At 57.6% G+C, this 15,155-nt stretch carries 13 protein-coding genes, 1 tRNA gene and 1 riboswitch; of the genes, 6 read left to right on the plus strand and 8 right to left on the minus strand.

Going from position 1 to position 15,155, the window contains the following annotated elements:
* Positions 1–63: 63 nt before the first annotated feature.
* Together NBV64_RS02480 and NBV64_RS02485 are read right to left on the minus strand one after the other, a co-directional pair.
* Positions 64–807: an enoyl-CoA hydratase/isomerase family protein gene (locus NBV64_RS02480; RefSeq protein ID WP_250756626.1), complete on the minus strand. Its 744-nt coding sequence runs from the start codon at positions 805–807 to the stop codon at positions 64–66.
* Between the two features lie 13 nt (positions 808–820).
* Positions 821–1,792 carry an NAD(P)H-dependent flavin oxidoreductase gene (locus NBV64_RS02485; protein WP_009462684.1) on the minus strand — a complete coding sequence of 324 codons (972 nt, stop codon included), beginning with the start codon at positions 1,790–1,792 and terminating at the stop codon, positions 821–823.
* A gap of 246 nt (positions 1,793–2,038) precedes the next feature.
* On the opposite strand from NBV64_RS02485, the gene NBV64_RS02490 reads away from it, so the two are divergent.
* Together NBV64_RS02490 and NBV64_RS02495 are read left to right on the plus strand one after the other, a co-directional pair.
* Positions 2,039–3,271, plus strand: a complete 1,233-nt coding sequence (locus NBV64_RS02490) for a CaiB/BaiF CoA transferase family protein (RefSeq protein WP_250756627.1) — start codon at positions 2,039–2,041, stop codon at positions 3,269–3,271.
* Positions 3,272–3,302: 31 nt separating this feature from the next.
* Positions 3,303–4,838, plus strand: coding sequence for a 3-hydroxyacyl-CoA dehydrogenase (locus NBV64_RS02495; RefSeq protein WP_026484074.1), 1,536 nt, complete (start codon positions 3,303–3,305; stop codon positions 4,836–4,838).
* A gap of 256 nt (positions 4,839–5,094) precedes the next feature.
* Here the strand turns inward: NBV64_RS02495 and NBV64_RS02500 are convergent, their stop codons facing one another.
* Together NBV64_RS02500 and NBV64_RS02505 are read right to left on the minus strand one after the other, a co-directional pair.
* Positions 5,095–5,697 carry a hypothetical protein gene (locus tag NBV64_RS02500; protein WP_250756628.1) on the minus strand — a complete coding sequence of 201 codons (603 nt, stop codon included), beginning with the start codon at positions 5,695–5,697 and terminating at the stop codon, positions 5,095–5,097.
* Positions 5,698–5,876: 179 nt separating this feature from the next.
* Entirely contained in the window at positions 5,877–6,770 is an 894-nt protein-coding gene (locus NBV64_RS02505; protein ID WP_203145166.1) for a c-type cytochrome, read from the minus strand.
* 243 nt (positions 6,771–7,013) lie between these two features.
* Here NBV64_RS02505 and NBV64_RS02510 point away from each other — a divergent pair.
* Positions 7,014–7,088, plus strand: a tRNA-Arg gene (locus NBV64_RS02510).
* 400 nt (positions 7,089–7,488) lie between these two features.
* Here the strand turns inward: NBV64_RS02510 and NBV64_RS02515 are convergent.
* The 3 genes from NBV64_RS02515 to gshA form a co-directional block, all read right to left on the minus strand.
* Positions 7,489–8,265 (minus strand): class I SAM-dependent methyltransferase, encoded by a 777-nt coding sequence (locus NBV64_RS02515; RefSeq protein WP_035269227.1) that lies wholly within the window; start codon positions 8,263–8,265, stop codon positions 7,489–7,491.
* Entirely contained in the window at positions 8,262–10,316 is a 2,055-nt protein-coding gene (locus NBV64_RS02520) for a TonB-dependent receptor domain-containing protein (protein ID WP_250756629.1), read from the minus strand. The genes NBV64_RS02515 and NBV64_RS02520 overlap by 4 nt, the downstream gene beginning before the upstream one ends.
* Positions 10,317–10,492: 176 nt before the next feature.
* Positions 10,493–12,076 (minus strand): glutamate--cysteine ligase, encoded by a 1,584-nt coding sequence (gshA, locus tag NBV64_RS02525; RefSeq protein ID WP_250756630.1) that lies wholly within the window; start codon positions 12,074–12,076, stop codon positions 10,493–10,495.
* A 194-nt stretch (positions 12,077–12,270) separates the two neighbouring features.
* On the opposite strand from gshA, the gene NBV64_RS02530 reads away from it, so the two are divergent.
* Positions 12,271–12,801 carry a hypothetical protein gene (locus tag NBV64_RS02530; protein WP_250756631.1) on the plus strand — a complete coding sequence of 177 codons (531 nt, stop codon included), beginning with the start codon at positions 12,271–12,273 and terminating at the stop codon, positions 12,799–12,801.
* On the opposite strand, the gene NBV64_RS19055 is transcribed toward NBV64_RS02530, so the two are convergent.
* Positions 12,731–13,006 (minus strand): response regulator transcription factor, encoded by a 276-nt coding sequence (locus NBV64_RS19055; RefSeq protein WP_009462666.1) that lies wholly within the window; start codon positions 13,004–13,006, stop codon positions 12,731–12,733. The genes NBV64_RS02530 and NBV64_RS19055 overlap by 71 nt on opposite strands.
* Before the next feature lie 203 nt (positions 13,007–13,209).
* Positions 13,210–13,288, plus strand: a riboswitch (SAM riboswitch).
* Here NBV64_RS19055 and metX point away from each other — a divergent pair.
* Positions 13,278–14,522 (plus strand): homoserine O-succinyltransferase MetX, encoded by a 1,245-nt coding sequence (metX, locus tag NBV64_RS02540; protein ID WP_009462664.1) that lies wholly within the window; start codon positions 13,278–13,280, stop codon positions 14,520–14,522. Its footprint overlaps the riboswitch before it by 11 nt.
* The gene (gene metW / locus NBV64_RS02545; RefSeq protein WP_009462662.1) at positions 14,519–15,148 is read left to right on the plus strand and encodes a methionine biosynthesis protein MetW; all 630 of its coding nucleotides are present in this window, start codon (positions 14,519–14,521) and stop codon (positions 15,146–15,148) included. The genes metX and metW overlap by 4 nt, the downstream gene beginning before the upstream one ends.
* The last annotated feature ends 7 nt before the right edge of the window (positions 15,149–15,155 follow it).

The following is a 15,155-nucleotide window of genomic DNA, read 5'->3' on the forward strand; positions in this document are numbered from 1 at the left end:
GGGTGCAGTGTGGCAAGATCGCTGCACATGCGGGTTTGCGCAGAAATCAGGTCCACACAAGCGCTATTTGCCGCTGCGGTTCTGGCTCATTTGCCCCAGAATCTGCAGAGCTTCTTCGCCTTCCAGCAGTTTGGAAAATAGCTTGCGCTCACGTTCCAGAACCTCCAGCAAAACTTCGCGCTGGGGTTCTCTTAGCAGACGCTTGCTGGTGCGCAAGGCAATGGGAGGCTGCTCGGACAACGCGTGGGCGCAGGCACGGGCGGCTTCCAAGCTATTGCCGTGGTCGGTCAGTTCAGTGAGCAGGCCGTCTTCCATGGCTTGCTCGGCACTGAAGGCTTGTGACAGCAGCAGCCATTCGTTGGCACGGCGTGGCCCCACGTACTGCGCTAGCAGGTGGCTGGAGGCGCCTTCCGGGCACAGGCCCAGTGCGGTGAAGGGCATGCGCAAACGCGCGTCACGGGCCGCGTACACAAAGTCCGCATGCAGCAGCAAGGTTACGCCAATACCCACCGCGTGACCTTCTACGGCCACGATCAGTGGGATGTCGGCTTGGACCAGACTGCGCAGGAACTTGATCGGCGGCGGCATGTCATTGTTGCGCACATTGGACAGCTCCGAGATGTCGTTGCCGGCACAGAAATGCTCGCCCGCGCCGGTCAGAATCAGGGCACGATATTTCTGGTTCTGATTGGCCTGGTCGATGATGTCGGCCAGCTCTTCGTACATGGGGCCAGTCAAGGCATTGCGTCGTTCCGGGCGGTCCAGAATGACTTCCAGCCAATGACCTGCGTCATGAGTCCGTATCATGGCGTGCTCCTGTTCAGGCGAAGGGGGAGGCCAGCAGTGCTGCCTTGGCTTCCTGGTATTCGCGATGCAAACGGGCCACGATGTCGGCAGTAGATTCCACCGAGTCAATGCCACCAATGCCTTGACCAGCGCCCCAGATGTCGCGCCAGGCTTTGCTCATGCCCGAACCGAAGGCGGTGTCGGCATTTTTTTCGCTGTCCAGCTTGTCCGGGTCCAGGCCTGCAGCGCGGATGCTGTCTTTCAGGTAGTTGCCGGGGATGCCGGTAAACAGCGGGGTGTAGACGATATCGGCGGCACGACCCTTGACGATCATGTTCTTGTAATCGTCCGAGGCATTGGCTTCGGTACTGGCAATGAAGCGCGTGCCGATGTAGGCCATGTCCGCCCCCATGGCTTGGGCCGCCAGAATGTCGCGACCCCGGCTCATGGCGCCGGACAGGGCAATCGGGCCATCAAAAATCTGACGGATTTCGTTAACCAGCACAAAGGGGCTCAAGGTACCGGCGTGGCCGCCAGCACCTGCAGCCACCACGATCAGGCCATCCACACCCGCTTCCAGCGCTTTTTCAGCATGACGCAAGGTAGTTACGTCGTGGAAGACTTTGCCACCCCAGGCGTGCACATGCGGCACGATGTCTTGCGGGGCGCGCAGGCTGGTAATCACCAGTGGCACCTTGTGGTCGGCGCACACACGCAAATCCTGCTCCAGGCGGTCATTGGATTGGTGGATGATGTGGTTGATGGCGTAGGGGGCGATACGGCGCTCGGGATGGCGCTCGCGTAGTTCGGCCAGGGTGTCGTCGATCTCGTCCAGCCAATCCTTGAGTTTTTCCTGGGGGCGGGCGTTCAAGGCGGGGACGGAACCGATGATGCCGCTGGCGCATTGTGCAATCACCAGGGCGGGGTTCGAAACAATGAACATGGGCGCTGCCATTACAGGCAGGGTCATAGATTGATAAAGCTGCTGCGTTAATGCCGATGGCATAAGGTCGGTCTCCTGTTATCGAAAGAAGTGCCCTGCCTCTTGAAGGGGCGGGGTCCTGCAAGGAAGATCTGCCGCTGATAATCTATCGTCACCTATTCTAGGACGGTTTATCGTCGCCCGGCTTGGTGCGCTGCACAAATTCCTCCGGCCTCGAAAATGACCATGGTTTGAGCACTTTTTTCTGTCCGTAGACCGGACTAAGAAGACGTAGTGCACAATAAGCGACTTGAAGGATTTTTGTTTGCTATGACCACGACTGAACGAAAAGCGCCCTTGGCGGGATTGCGTGTTCTGGACTTGACGCGCGTGCTGGCCGGGCCCTGGTGTACTCAAAACCTGGCTGATCTTGGTGCGGAAGTCATCAAGGTCGAACGTCCCGGTGCCGGGGACGACACCCGAGGCTGGGGGCCACCGTATCTGCAGGATGGTCACAGGGCGGACACGGAAGATGCAGCCTATTTTGGGGCTGCCAACCGTAATAAAGAGTCCATCATCCTGGATATAGGCACTGCACAAGGTGCCGAGGTGGTGCGTCAGCTGGTCAGTCGCTGCGATATTCTGGTGGAAAACTTCAAGGTCGGTGGCCTGAAAAAGTACGGACTGGACTATGAAAGCCTGCAAGCCATCAACCCGGCCCTGATTTATTGTTCGATTACCGGATTTGGGCAGACTGGCCCCTATGCAAGTCGTCCAGGATATGACTTCATGATCCAGGGGCTGGGTGGTTTGATGTCCCTGACAGGTGAGCCAGGTGGCGAGCCGCAAAAAGCGGGTGTGGCTGTAGCCGATGTCATGACAGGCATGTACGCCACCGTGGCTGTGCTGGCAGCCGTGGTGGAGCGCCACCGTAGTGGCCTGGGTCAGCATCTGGATATTGCTCTGCTGGATTGTCAGGTGGCCATGATGGCTAACCAGAACATGAATTACTTGTGTACCGGACAGGCGCCACAGCGCCCCGGTAATGCACATCAGAATTTGGTGCCCTATCAGGTCTTTGAGGCCAGTGACGGGCATTTGATTGTGGCGGTGGGCAACGATGCCCAGTTTCGCAGTTTTGCGCGGGAGCTGGGTCACCCCGAGTGGGCGGATGATCCCCGTTTTGCGCGCAATGCCGGACGAGTCATGCACAGGGACGAGTTGGTGCCCATGCTGGCGCAGATCATGCGAAGCCGCAGGCGCGATAGCTGGTTGCAGACGCTGGAAGCCGTGGGTATTCCAGCCGGGCCCATCAATACGATGGAACAGGTTTATCAGGACCCGCAGGTGCTGGCGCGCGGCTTGCGCCTGGACTTGCCGACCGGGCAGGGGGGGAGCGTGCCTTCGGTAGCCAGTCCTTTACGTTTGTCGGCCACGCCGGTGCAGTATCGCAGTGCGCCCCCGCGTCTGGGAGAACACACCCGCGAGGTCCTGGCGCGAGTGCTGGAGCTGTCGCCCGACAAGGTCGAGGCCCTTGTATCCGGCTCCGCTGCACAGGCTTAATTTTTATTGCTTTTCGATCAGGTTGTGAATCATGAAACAGATACAAACCATCGCTATTGTTGGCGCAGGTGCTATGGGAAGGGGCATTGCCCAGATTGCTGCCCAGGCTGGCAAGCAGGTCTTGCTGTATGACCTGAATGCGGACTCGGTCAAGGCTGCTTTGGCGGATGTACACGCCGTCTGGAGTCGTTTGCAAGAAAAAGGCCGCATGACGGCTGAACAGGTGGACGCGGCCAAAGCGTGTCTGCAAACCGCCAGCGATCTGCAAGCTCTGGCCCCTGCCGATCTGGTCGTGGAAGCCATTGTGGAGCGTCTGGACGTCAAGCAAGGCTTGCTGCAACAGCTGGAAGAGATTGTGTCGGCCGACTGTGTGCTGGCCTCCAATACCTCTTCGCTGTCCATTACCGCCATTGCCCAAGCTTGCCGCCACCCCGAACGCGTGGCTGGCTATCACTTCTTCAACCCCGTACCGCTGATGAAAGTGGTCGAGGTTATCGACGGCCTGCGCACCTCGCCGGAAGTGGGCGATGCCTTGATGCAAGTGTCGCGCGATATGGGCCACACGCCGGTGCGCGCCAAGGATATGCCCGGCTTTATCGTGAACCACGCCGGTCGTGGCATGAACATCGAGGGCCTGAAAATCGCCCAGGAATGCGTGGCGCCTTTTTACCAGATCGACGCCATCATGCGCGAGCAGGCCGGTTTCCGCATGGGGCCCTTTGAACTGCTGGATCTGACCGCGCTGGATGTGTCCCATCCGGTCATGGAATCCATTTACCGTCAGTTCTACGATGAGCCGCGCTTCCGTCCTTCGCCCATTACCGCCGTGCGTCACGCCGGTAAATTGTTTGGTCGCAAGAACGGCGAAGGCTTCTACAAGTATGAAGATGGCAAGAAACAGGTTCCTCAAGAGCCTGCTGTTCCCGCTGTCACCTCCTTTGCTCCTGTGTGGGTCTCGCCTTACCACGAGCAAGGTCAGGCTCGCGCTCTGCAGTTGCTGAACGAACTGGGTGTGAAAGTGGTGGAAGGCGACCAGCCACCGGCTGATGCGCTGATTCTGTTGACGCCTTATGGTGAAGACGTGGCGACTTTGGTGTCCTTGCATGGCCTGGACCCAGCTCGCACCGTGGCGCTGGATACCTTGTTCGGCTTGGAGAAAGGCCGCCGCCGCGTGCTGATGTGCTCGGCTGCGACCACACCAGAATGGCGCGATCAAGCCTGGGCCATGCTGGCCAGCGATGGTACGGCGGTTAGCGTGATCGAAGACTCTGCCGGTTTTGTGGCCCAGCGTTTAGTGGCGACCATCGTGAACATCGCCAGCGATATCGCTCAGCAGCAGATTGCTACCCCATCAGATATCGACGCCGCTGTGCGTCTGGGCCTGGGTTATCCGCACAATGGCCCGCTGTCCATGGGTGATGCCGTCGGCTCGCGTGATTTGCTGGATGTATTGAACACCCTGCAAGCTGTCACGGGCGATATGCGCTACCGTGCCAGCCCCTGGCTGCAACGCCGTGTCCAACTGGGTATGTCCTTGACGGCATTGGCTCAGTGCAAGGCGCAGTAAGGCCTGAGATTGCTCTCTTGGACGCTTTATAGCGTGTTCTAGAGGTAGATCAGCCTACAAGCTTATGAGTCGGCCTGAGTCCGGGATGACACCGGACTCAGGCTTTTTTATTGGCAGACGGGGGCTGTTGGGGGCGGCGGATAGTTCTTTGCGCCAAGCCCATGGCGGACCCTGCCTGTCTCTAAAAGGCAGCCTGAACCAGGTGCTCAATAAACGGATGCTTAGGCCGGGCTCAGGACTCCAGGAGAGCAGACTATTACTTCTGTGTTTTGGTCGCGGGTATTTTCACCGAGGCCAGGTCCGGATACAGCTCAATCAGCTCGGGTAGCAGCGCATCCTCGCTGAGCGGGATGATGAAAATCGTCTTGCCATCTACGCTGGCTAAAGTGGGGTAACTAAGCTCAAAGGTCTTGCCGTCCTTTTTGAAAGTACGACTGTAGTTCAGTACGGCGTAGTCGCGTCCTGTGCTGGTTTTGCCGAACTGTGCAGTATCCACGTCGTAGTGGCCAGACAGAATCTGTACGGGCTGATGCTCATCCATAGAGCGGCCTACCCGGATCAGTTCGGCAATGGTCTCTGCATGGTCCTTGCCCATTGCTTTTGAAATTTTCTGGATCTTGCGCGGCGACTGAAATTGCAGAATTGTTTCCAGGTCTCTGGCCATGGTGGCTTGCAGCAGCGTGTGCATAGCCTGCTCCAGGCTATCTCGATCCAGGATGCTGGTAGCCTGCGCTGTGCTCTGTGTGGCTGCCGTTGTCGACTCATTGGCGAAGGCCTGAGCCGAAGGAAAAATTAAAGCGGCAAGGGCTGACAAGACGCCCGTCACGGTCAGACGGGCAGCGGAAGTAACACGTGTCATGGTAAGTATCCGCAGCTGTTTGATAGCTGCAGGGTGCAGGGATCCGAGGGCTAGATTGTAGGGGGCAGCTTCTGCATCCGTCATCTGCAACCGCTTCAGGCAATAAAAAAGCCCGATGAATATTCATCGGGCTTTTTGTATTCGCAGGCTCTGTACGGTGCCAGAGCCTTGTCGCAGTCTTACTTGGCGGCGTTAACCATGTGCTGGATGGCAGCACGGATTTCGTCGTCGGAGGCTTGAGAGCCACCGCGTGGAGGCATGGCGCCTACACCGTGAATGGCTTTTTGAACCATAGTGTCCATACCGGATTCGATATATGGCTTCCAGGCCGCTTGATCGCCAAACTTGGGCGCGCCAGCAACACCGGCTGCGTGACAGGCAAAGCAGATGGTGTCGTACAGCTTGATACCGGCCGGGTCGACCTTGTTGTCATCTGCAGCAGCGGTTTGGCTTGCTTTGGGAGCTTCTGCAGCAGGAGCCTCTTCAGCCGGTTTGGTATCGGCAGCCGCAGTGGCTTCAGGCTTGGCGTCAGCTTCTTCACCTTCTGGTGCGGGAGCGTCGGGTTCCTTGAAGTCAGCGCCAGCGGCGTTAGCCATGTAAGCAACGGCACGAGCCACTTCGATGTCGTCCAGCGAAGGGTTGCCACCCTTGGCAGGCATGGCGCGGATACCGTGAATAGCGTTCTTGACCAACTCGTCCTGACCCAGCTTGATCAGCTCGCCCCAAGCGCCCTTGTCGCCAAATTTAGGCGCACCGGCTACACCGGCGCCGTGACAGGCGGTACAGGTGGTTTCGTAAACTTGCTGACCAGTCTTCAGCTCTTTGACGGCATTGGCGTCAACCAGTTTGAAACCGGCAACAGGCTGAATGCGGGCTGCAATGGCTTCAGGGGAAAGGGCGGCGGAGCCAGCACCTGCACCCATGGTGGAGGTAACCAGGCTGACCAGCATGACAATAATCGCGATGGGCACCAAGAAAGCCAGAGCCACGGTCACAAGCAATTGTTTAGGGGTTTTGATCATGGCTGAGTGACCCTCGTTGTGTTCTTCGGGTTTTTGTTCCGTGTTGCTCATTATCGGATCCTGCGAGTTCGTACAAGAAATGACGGGAGGGCCTTTAAAGGCCACCAATAAAGGCTTGCGCCTACCTAATGGGTGTGCGCAAGGACGTGTCTACCAAGCCACCGACCCAGATCGCGCAACCATGGATTATAGCGGAGTGTGTCGCTCTTGTATCTGACTCTTGATTTAGCGCACTCATAATTGCCGGATAGATGCTGAAAAAAACTCCAAACTCGCGCTACAATAGCGAGCTTGGCGTCCGTAGTTCAATGGATAGAATTAGGGTTTCCGAAGCCCTCGATACAGGTTCGATTCCTGTCGGACGCGCCAGAACTTCTTGTTTATACGGCTCTTTAGGGCTGCTTTTCAAGACCTGGTTTAAATTTCCAGTTATAAAGTGTCGCGATGCAAGCAGCCAAAGGCTGCTTTTTTTGTGTCTGTTGTTTGTCAAAACACGGCCTTATGCGCGGTTCAGGTGAAGTGGGCTAATTATTGATCCTGATCATTTGGCCTGGGACGAAATTGCGTATTCGCCTGCGTTGACAGGCGAGCTTGCGCTTGGGAGTTTGGCCGGGACGACGATCAGGCGTATAGGCGATGTCTGGACAGGCAGTGCCTGGAGTCTTGAACTTGTGGCCGTCGCTACAACCAGATGTGCTGCCATCGCAGTCTATGCAAGACAAAAGGGGCCGAGGCCCCTTTTGCTTTTTCCTGAGCAGCTTTCTGGTTTTTAAACAGCTTCGGCACAAATTACATAGTCGTGGCCATGACGCAGACCACCCAAGGTCTGGTTCAAGGCCAGAGCTTGCTTGCGCAAAGCTTGGACATGCTCGGACAAAGCCATGGCCAGGTTGCGGTCCTTCAGACGGCGCAAGCGCCCGTCACACATATCCAGTTGACCGTGGATAAAGCTGTCGCCGTAACGAATGCCAAAGCGCTGCGCATCCACACAGCGATAGCCGGACTGTCGCAGGTGGCGCAGGACCCAGTCCATCGGGTACTCGCGATACGGGCGCTCGCCTGCCAGCAGCAGGCAAGCATCACGCAAACGGCCTATTTCCACAATCAATTTGCCCGCCGGGTCCGTGCTGCTATAGGGCACGTAGGGCTCCAGACCAATAATGTAGAGACGCTGGCCGGTAAGCGGCCGCAGGCGGCTGAACAACTGGTCCTGGGTGTAGGGGGCAAAGCCGTCTATGGCACCCAGTAGATAATCGGCCAGAACCGTATCAAAGCGTTCGCCCTGCAAAAATTCAGGGTCGCTCCAGTTGCCCACCAGCAGACGGTCCTCGGGGCGTTTTTGATCGCCCAGCTCGCGGGTGACTTGTTCGGCCATGCTGGGAGAGGCGGTAATGGCCGTCCAGCGTTCTGTGTCCAGCGTCAGCAACCAGCGCAGCGAACCCTTGCCGGTGCCGGCATCCAGAAAGTTGCCCCAAGGACGCTCGCCCTGCATGTCGGCCACGATCTGGTAGAGGCGGCTACCCGTGTGTATGGCGGTCTTGCTCAAAATTCCACCTGTATCCCGGCCAGGATGTTGCGTCCCATCAGCGGGGCTTGACGGGCAATAAAGGAGGTATGGCGGTAAGCCAACTTGTTCAGCAAGTTATTTCCTCTCAGGTACAGGGTGTAGGTGTTCTGATCCATATGCAGGCGGTAGCTTAAACCCATGCTGAGCAAACCGTAAGACGGCGAACGCTCTTCATGTTCAGCCAGTCGGTCCTGGGCAAAGGTGTGGGTGTAGCCGACAAAGCCGGACCAGTTCTGCCAGTTCAGATCCGTGCGAATACCCAGGCGGGCGGAGGGCATGCGGGGCAGGTTGCGGCCGGGATCTTGCAGTTTACCGCGCACCAGATCGCCATACACGCTGACCGAGACCCAGGACGTGACGGGGTAAGAGGCTTCTGCTTCCAGGCCCCAGAACTGGGCCTTGTCCTGGCTGTATTGAATCAGCTGAAAGTCTTCGTGACGGTCCAGGCTGCGGCCATAAATGTAGTTCGAGCTACGGGTGTAGAAGGTACGTAGATCAAAGCGCAGATCGCCCAGGTGTTTTTGTAGCCCCAGGTCGACAGTATGGCTGGTCTCACGATCCAGGTTTGGGTCGCCACGCTCATAGCTCAGCGTGGCAAAGTGCACGCCTTTGGCAAACAGTTCCTGAGCCGTGGGCAGACGTTGAGAGCGGGACACGGACAGGCTGGCGGCGTATTCGGGTGCGAAGTCCCAGACCGTACCTAAAGAGAAGGAGGTCGCCGTGCCTTTGCGGCGTTCCAGCGTTTGCGAGTCGGGCGTAACGGTTTGCCATTCCTGACGTGCGCCCAGTTCCAGACGCCAGTCGTCCCAGTTCACGCTTTCCAGAAGGAACAGGCCCTGGCTGCGAGTACGGGTGGGCGGAATGAAGTTTTCAGCACCGTCGCGGGACGCAAAATCAGACTGGCTGGTCTGCAGGCCGATGACCCCTTCAAACGGTCCCCAAGGGTTGTGTTCCAGTTCCAGGCGCGTGTCGTAACCGCGATTGGTGAAGCGGGTGCCATCAATATCGCCATCTTTTTCAACGTGCTGGTAGTTGGTCGCACCAGCGCGCAGGCGAGCCCGTTTGAAGCCGGGCAGAGGGTCACGCAGTTCGCCACGGATATCGAAACGCTGAGTACGCAGGTGAGCGGTGGCCGAGTGTTCGTGATCATGTTCGTGGCTGTGGCCATGGTCGTGGGCATGGCCGTGATCGTGACTGTGGCCGCCGCAATGCAGAGTGGCGCCGTGCGGGTGGCAGTCCTCGTATTCGTGGCTGTGACCGGGCAGACCGTAGCTGCCTTCACGGTAGGAGTAGGCCGCGCCTATATAGCCACGGTCCCCAATAAAGGAGAGGCCAACGCTGCCTGTGTCCGTGCTGGAGTCGGAGTCCTTGACGCGTCCATCGGTCCAGTTGGGGACGCGATAGTCGCGGCTACGGTGCGAGGCACCTTCTACGTGCAAGGCGATATTGCCTTCGCCGGCTGTCATTTCGATTGCGCCGATTCTGCCACGGTCAGCCGTGGAGCCCTGGGCACGTACCGAGCCTTCAAAACCCTTTTCGGGAATGGCCGTGGGGATCTTGCGATCCAGCACGTTGACCACGCCACCAATAGCACCGCCCCCGTAAAGCAGGGCCGATGGGCCGCGCAGCACTTCAATGCGATCCGCTTGCCAGGTGTCGACCGTGATGGTGTGGTCGGGCGAGATGGCCGACGCGTCCATGACCTCTGCGCCATCGCTCAGAACTTTGACGCGGGGTGCAGTTTGGCCGCGAATGACGGGGCGGCTGGCACCGCTACCAAAGCTGTCTACATGGATGCCGACTTCACCGTCCAGCAATTCACCCAAGGTGCTGCTGCGGCGCAAATCCAGTTTGGGGCCTTGCAGGACCGTGCTGGCGGTGGCCAGCTCGGTTTGTCGCAAGGCCAGGGGGCTGGCAGAGATTCGGATAGGGGCCAGTTCAGGGACAGCTTCTTCAATTTCATTGGCTTGGGCCGAGGCGCACAAAAGCAGAGCCAGGGCTAGTGGCAGGGGACGGGGTTGGAAACGCATCTCATCTTCCGGTTTGTTAATTTTCGAGATGTTATAACATAACAATAATTATTCGAAATAGAGGAAAAGCCATTTTGAGAAAAGGGAGAAAGAGAAACTTCCTGCTGTATGAGCCTGCAGGTAACGGTCAAAAAAAAGCCGCCCTGGGGCGGCGGCTTGTTGTAATTGTGTGACGCTTAGCTGTTTTCCACTTCAGGCGGAATCAGATTGCGTTCGTAGCGATGGACGTAGTCCTCAAAGGACTCCTGATCCTGCGCTTCGATATCAATCTGGGCTTGCAGAGAATCTTTGGCCTGTTGCTCGAAAGCGGCTTGCTTGTCGGCAGGTAATGGATGGGCCAGCAAGGTCTGGTGATGCTCGCGGCTGCGTTGCAAGGCGTAGTCGTGAAAGCTCAAGCCGGTTTCGCGCAAACGGCTCAGCAGTTGAGCCGACGGTGTCAGTTCCGGGTTTTCCAGTTTGCGGATTTGGGCTTGCACAGCTTCTGTGTGACCTTGGGTATCCAGGGCCTGATCCAGCATTTGCGCGTAAGGCAGCAGCGATTCCAGAATTTCGTGGCCCCAGTCTTGCAGGCTGACGCTCTCTTTTTGCTGATTGGTCAGCATCAAGCCGGGGCGACGGCCTTCGCGCACGACGGTTGCAAAATTGTTCTTGCTGTCCTGACAGTAGCCGCCGTCCGGGAAGAAGGGGCTGTCTTGCACGGCACAGAACAGCAGGAACGTATCCAGGAAGCGGCAGGTTTGCTCGGAAATTCCAGTAGGCGATTCAGGGTCTATATCCAGACAGCGAACTTCGATGTATTCCACACCGCGCTGGGCCAGGGCTGTAGCCGGGCGCTCGCTGCGCTGGGTGGTGCGCTTGGGACGAATGCTGGAGTAGTACTCGTTTTCAATCTGCAGGATATGGGTGTTGAGTTGGATCCACTCGCCATCGCGGTGGGTACCCAGTTTTTCGTAATCCGGCCAAGGAGTTACGGCAGCGTGATACATGCGCATCACAAAGGTGTCCAGGTCGTTGTAGCAAAGCTGAAGCTCGGCCTGGGCTTCCTTGTTGTGATAGCCCAGATCGCTCATGCGCAAGCTGGTTGCCCAGGGCATGGTCAAGGTGTCCTCGTCGATCTTGTCCAGATTGTTGCGGCGACCTTGCAGGAAGTTCGCATCCAGCACGGGCGAGGCACCCAACAAGTACATCAGTAGCCAGGAATAGCGCGTGAAGTTGCGGATCAACGCCAAATACCCATTGGAGCGCTGATCTTGCAGATTGTCGCCACAGACATTCAACAAGGGCCAGATGCCATCAGGCAGGGAAAAGTTGTAATGCACGCCGGCAATACATTGCATGGGCTTGCCATAACGTTCGGCCAGGCCACGGCGGTATACATGCTTGAGCATGCCCGTGTTGGACTTGCCGTACCAGGCAATGGCAATGTCTTTTTCGGCGGGCAGCAATGCGGGCATGGACTGGTTCCAGATAATCTCCTGGTCCAGCTTGCCAGCCACAAAGGTGTGGATGTCGGTCAGCTCCTGCAGCACGTCCTCGACCCGGGCTTGCGGCTCGGTAATCAGCTCCAGCAGGGCCTCGGCGTAGTCGGTCGTGATATGGCCGTTGGTCAGGGCCGACCCAATGGCTTGCGGGTGGGGGGTGTTTGCCAATTGGCCCAGCGCATCGACGCGCAGTCCTTCTTTTTCGATGCCGCGCAAGATTCCCGTCAAAATCTCGGGATTCTGTTGCAGGGCAAGGCGGCGTTCGTGGCTGGTGTTCATGGTGGTGTTTCCCACTTTCGAAATCGGGTGCAAGATACGGGACTGTTCAAGGGGGCCTGGCCCCGTCTATAAATAGTAGTCCGACCAGACTTGCTTTGTTAAGTTGCGCCAAAAGGCGTATCGGGCAGGGCGAGTATAAGACGGCTGTTTAGCCAGCCGATGAAAAGCATGAAACGGGATATGGGATTAGCACCATGATGATCAGGCGCATGACCGCGGTACTGGCGGCTTTCTTGATGTTGGCAGCCTGCAGCCCAGAGTTTAACTGGCGCAAGGTTCAGCTTGAACAAACGGGCCTGTCGGCCATGCTGCCCGGCAAGCCCACGACCAGTCACCGACTGTTGGATTTCGAGCAGCATCAACTGGATTTTTACCTGACCACCGCCACGGCAGGCGGGCAAAGCTACACCGTGGGCCATGTGATTTTGCCCAAGGAACTGCAGCAGGACGAGGCCGCTCGCCAACGCTTGTACGAGGCACTGCACGATTCCCTGCGCGAGAAATTCATACCCGATGGGCAAGTCAGCGAGAAAAACCAGATACAACTACCGCCACCCGGACAGATTTTCTTCATGACGCGCGATGTGGGCGGTGTGGCCTTGCGCCTGGAAGCGATGATACGCATGGAACCAGGCTGGCTGGTGCAGGGTTTTGTTATGACGGATTCCGGGAAGGCCCCGGACGCGGCTCAGGCAAAGGTTTTCTTTGACGGCTTAGCTCGCTAGCCGGGTCGCCGCTGATCAGGTGCTGTTGCAAGGCCAGGGTAATGGCAGCTTGGCGGCTATAGACTCCAAGCTTGGCGTAGGCGTTCTGGAAGTGGAAGTTGATCGTGCGTTCAGTAATGCCCAGGATGATGCTGATTTCCCAGCTGGTCTTGCCATGGGCAGCCCAGTTCAGGCAGGACTGCTCGCGTGAAGTTAAGTGCGTCACGGTAAAGACATTCCTCATGCATTCGTGGTAGACGTCGGGCCAATGTACTCAAATTTAGCTTAGCTGGCAGACAAATGTGCATGAAAATAATGATGTAAATCAAAGCATTGTCTTTTCTCTGACGTTACCGTTGCCCAGAGTTCTGAATCGATCCTGGCTGGTCGATTTGGACGCCGCGCCGCAGCGATGCTAGAATTTTGTCTTATACGTTTTGCGCCGATTTGCCTGATCCGCTTGCGGGCGCTCCATAAATCCAGCTAAAGAGGTCCTGATGGCCACTGATTCCGTCCCTAGCGCCGACACTGGCGCCCTTAGCCCATCCTGCGGTTTGATCCCCGAAGGTTCTGTGGGCCCTGTACATGCCGAACTGATCGCCTTTGACGAACCCCTGCATCTGCGCAGTGGGCAAGTGCTGCCCAGCTACGAGCTGGCTGTCGAAACCTACGGCACCCTGAACGAAGAACGCAACAATGCGGTGTTGGTGTGTCATGCACTCAATGCCTCGCATCACGTTGCCGGTTATTACGACGACGATCCTAAAAGCATTGGCTGGTGGGACAATATGGTCGGCCCCGGCAAAGCCGTTGATACGGATCGTTTTTTTGTCATCGGGGTCAACAATATCGGCTCCTGCTTTGGCTCTACCGGCCCGTCCAGCATCAATCCGGCCACTGGCAAACCTTGGGGCTCCGAGTTTCCCGTTTTGACGGTAGAAGACTGGGTGCGTGCCCAAGCCCGTCTGGCCGACTACTTTGGCATTCGCAAGTTTGCGGCCGTTATGGGTGGCTCCCTGGGTGGCATGCAGGCCCTGAGCTGGGCCATCAGCTGCCCGGAGCGCGTGGAAAACTGCGTGGTCATTGCCAGTACCCCGCGCCTGTCGGCCCAGAACATCGCTTTTAACGAAGTGGCCCGCAGCGCCATTTTGTCCGACCCGCAGTTTCACGGTGGTAATTACTACGAGCACGGTGTGGTGCCCAAGGCTGGCCTGGGTGTTGCTCGCATGGTGGGCCACATCACCTACCTGTCCGACACCGTCATGGCCGAGAAGTTTGGCCGCAACCAGCGTGCCCCAGCCCAGGGCGGCGAGTATCACTACAACTACGGCGTGGAATTCGAGGTCGAGTCCTATCTGCGTTATCAAGGCGAAAAGTTCTCGCGTTACTTTGACGCCAATACCTATCTGATCATCACCCGTGCGCTGGATTACTTTGATCCGTCGCGCCAGCACCAGGGGGACCTGGTCAAGGCGCTTGAAAAGGTGCAGGCCAAATTCCTGCTGGTGTCTTTCACCACGGATTGGCGTTTCTCGCCCGAGCGCTCGCGCGAAATCGTGCAGGCTTTGTTGCGCAACCAGCGTGAGGTCACTTACGCCGAAATTGATGCTCCGCACGGGCATGACGCTTTCCTGCTTGAGGACCCTCGTTATCATGCCGTTGTGCAGGGATACTATGACCAGATTGCCGCTAATTTGGGCTTGCCTGCGCGCACCCGTACTACAGGGGTGTTGGCAGAATGACTAAGCCGCAAACTCAGGTGGATGCCGCCATGTTAAGACCGGACTTGCTGCGCATTGCGCAGTGGATTGAGCCAGGTTCGCGTGTGCTGGATCTGGGCTGTAACGATGGCACCTTGTTGGCGCATCTGCGTGACACGCGCCAGGTTGTCGGAACGGGGGTGGAGCTGAACGACCAGTTTGTGATTGCCTCGGTACGCCGTGGCGTCAATGTCATTCAGCAGGACTTGGAAAAAGGCCTGGCGCTGTTCAGCGACCAGCAGTTCGATACCGTTGTCCTGTCCAAGACACTGCAATCCATGCACCATACCGAGCACATCCTGCGCGAGATGGCGCGGGTGGCGCGGTATGGTATCGTCTCGTTTCCTAACTTCGGTTATTGGCCGCATGGCTGGAGCATTTTGCGCGGGCGCATGCCAGTCACGGGCGAAATGCCTTACCAGTGGTACAACACGCCCAACATCCATTTGTGCACCATGAAAGACTTTCAGGATCTGGCCCAGGCGGTGGGCGTACGTATTCTTGATCGTGCTGCCTTCAATGGTCGCGACACGGTGCGTTTTTTGCCGGGCTGGCGCAGTACCTTGGCCATGTATCGTTTCGAGTCTCCCCATTTTCTTGCTGCTTAGCGCTAAT

Source organism: Alcaligenes sp. DN25 (assembly GCF_023674485.1).
Classification (GTDB): domain Bacteria; phylum Pseudomonadota; class Gammaproteobacteria; order Burkholderiales; family Burkholderiaceae_B; genus Alcaligenes; species Alcaligenes phenolicus.

Coding starts and splice junctions, on each gene's coding strand:
- metX (WP_009462664.1), top strand. CDS start 13,278: ATGGCCACTGATTCCGTCCCTAGCGCCGACACTGGCGCCCTTAGCCCA.
- metW (WP_009462662.1), top strand. CDS start 14,519: ATGACTAAGCCGCAAACTCAGGTGGATGCCGCCATGTTAAGACCGGAC.
- NBV64_RS02485 (WP_009462684.1), bottom strand. CDS start 1,792: ATGCCATCGGCATTAACGCAGCAGCTTTATCAATCTATGACCCTGCCT.
- NBV64_RS02505 (WP_203145166.1), bottom strand. CDS start 6,770: ATGAGCAACACGGAACAAAAACCCGAAGAACACAACGAGGGTCACTCA.
- NBV64_RS02495 (WP_026484074.1), top strand. CDS start 3,303: ATGAAACAGATACAAACCATCGCTATTGTTGGCGCAGGTGCTATGGGA.
- NBV64_RS02490 (WP_250756627.1), top strand. CDS start 2,039: ATGACCACGACTGAACGAAAAGCGCCCTTGGCGGGATTGCGTGTTCTG.
- NBV64_RS02530 (WP_250756631.1), top strand. CDS start 12,271: ATGATGATCAGGCGCATGACCGCGGTACTGGCGGCTTTCTTGATGTTG.
- NBV64_RS02500 (WP_250756628.1), bottom strand. CDS start 5,697: ATGACACGTGTTACTTCCGCTGCCCGTCTGACCGTGACGGGCGTCTTG.
- gshA (WP_250756630.1), bottom strand. CDS start 12,076: ATGAACACCAGCCACGAACGCCGCCTTGCCCTGCAACAGAATCCCGAG.
- NBV64_RS02520 (WP_250756629.1), bottom strand. CDS start 10,316: ATGCGTTTCCAACCCCGTCCCCTGCCACTAGCCCTGGCTCTGCTTTTG.
- NBV64_RS02480 (WP_250756626.1), bottom strand. CDS start 807: ATGATACGGACTCATGACGCAGGTCATTGGCTGGAAGTCATTCTGGAC.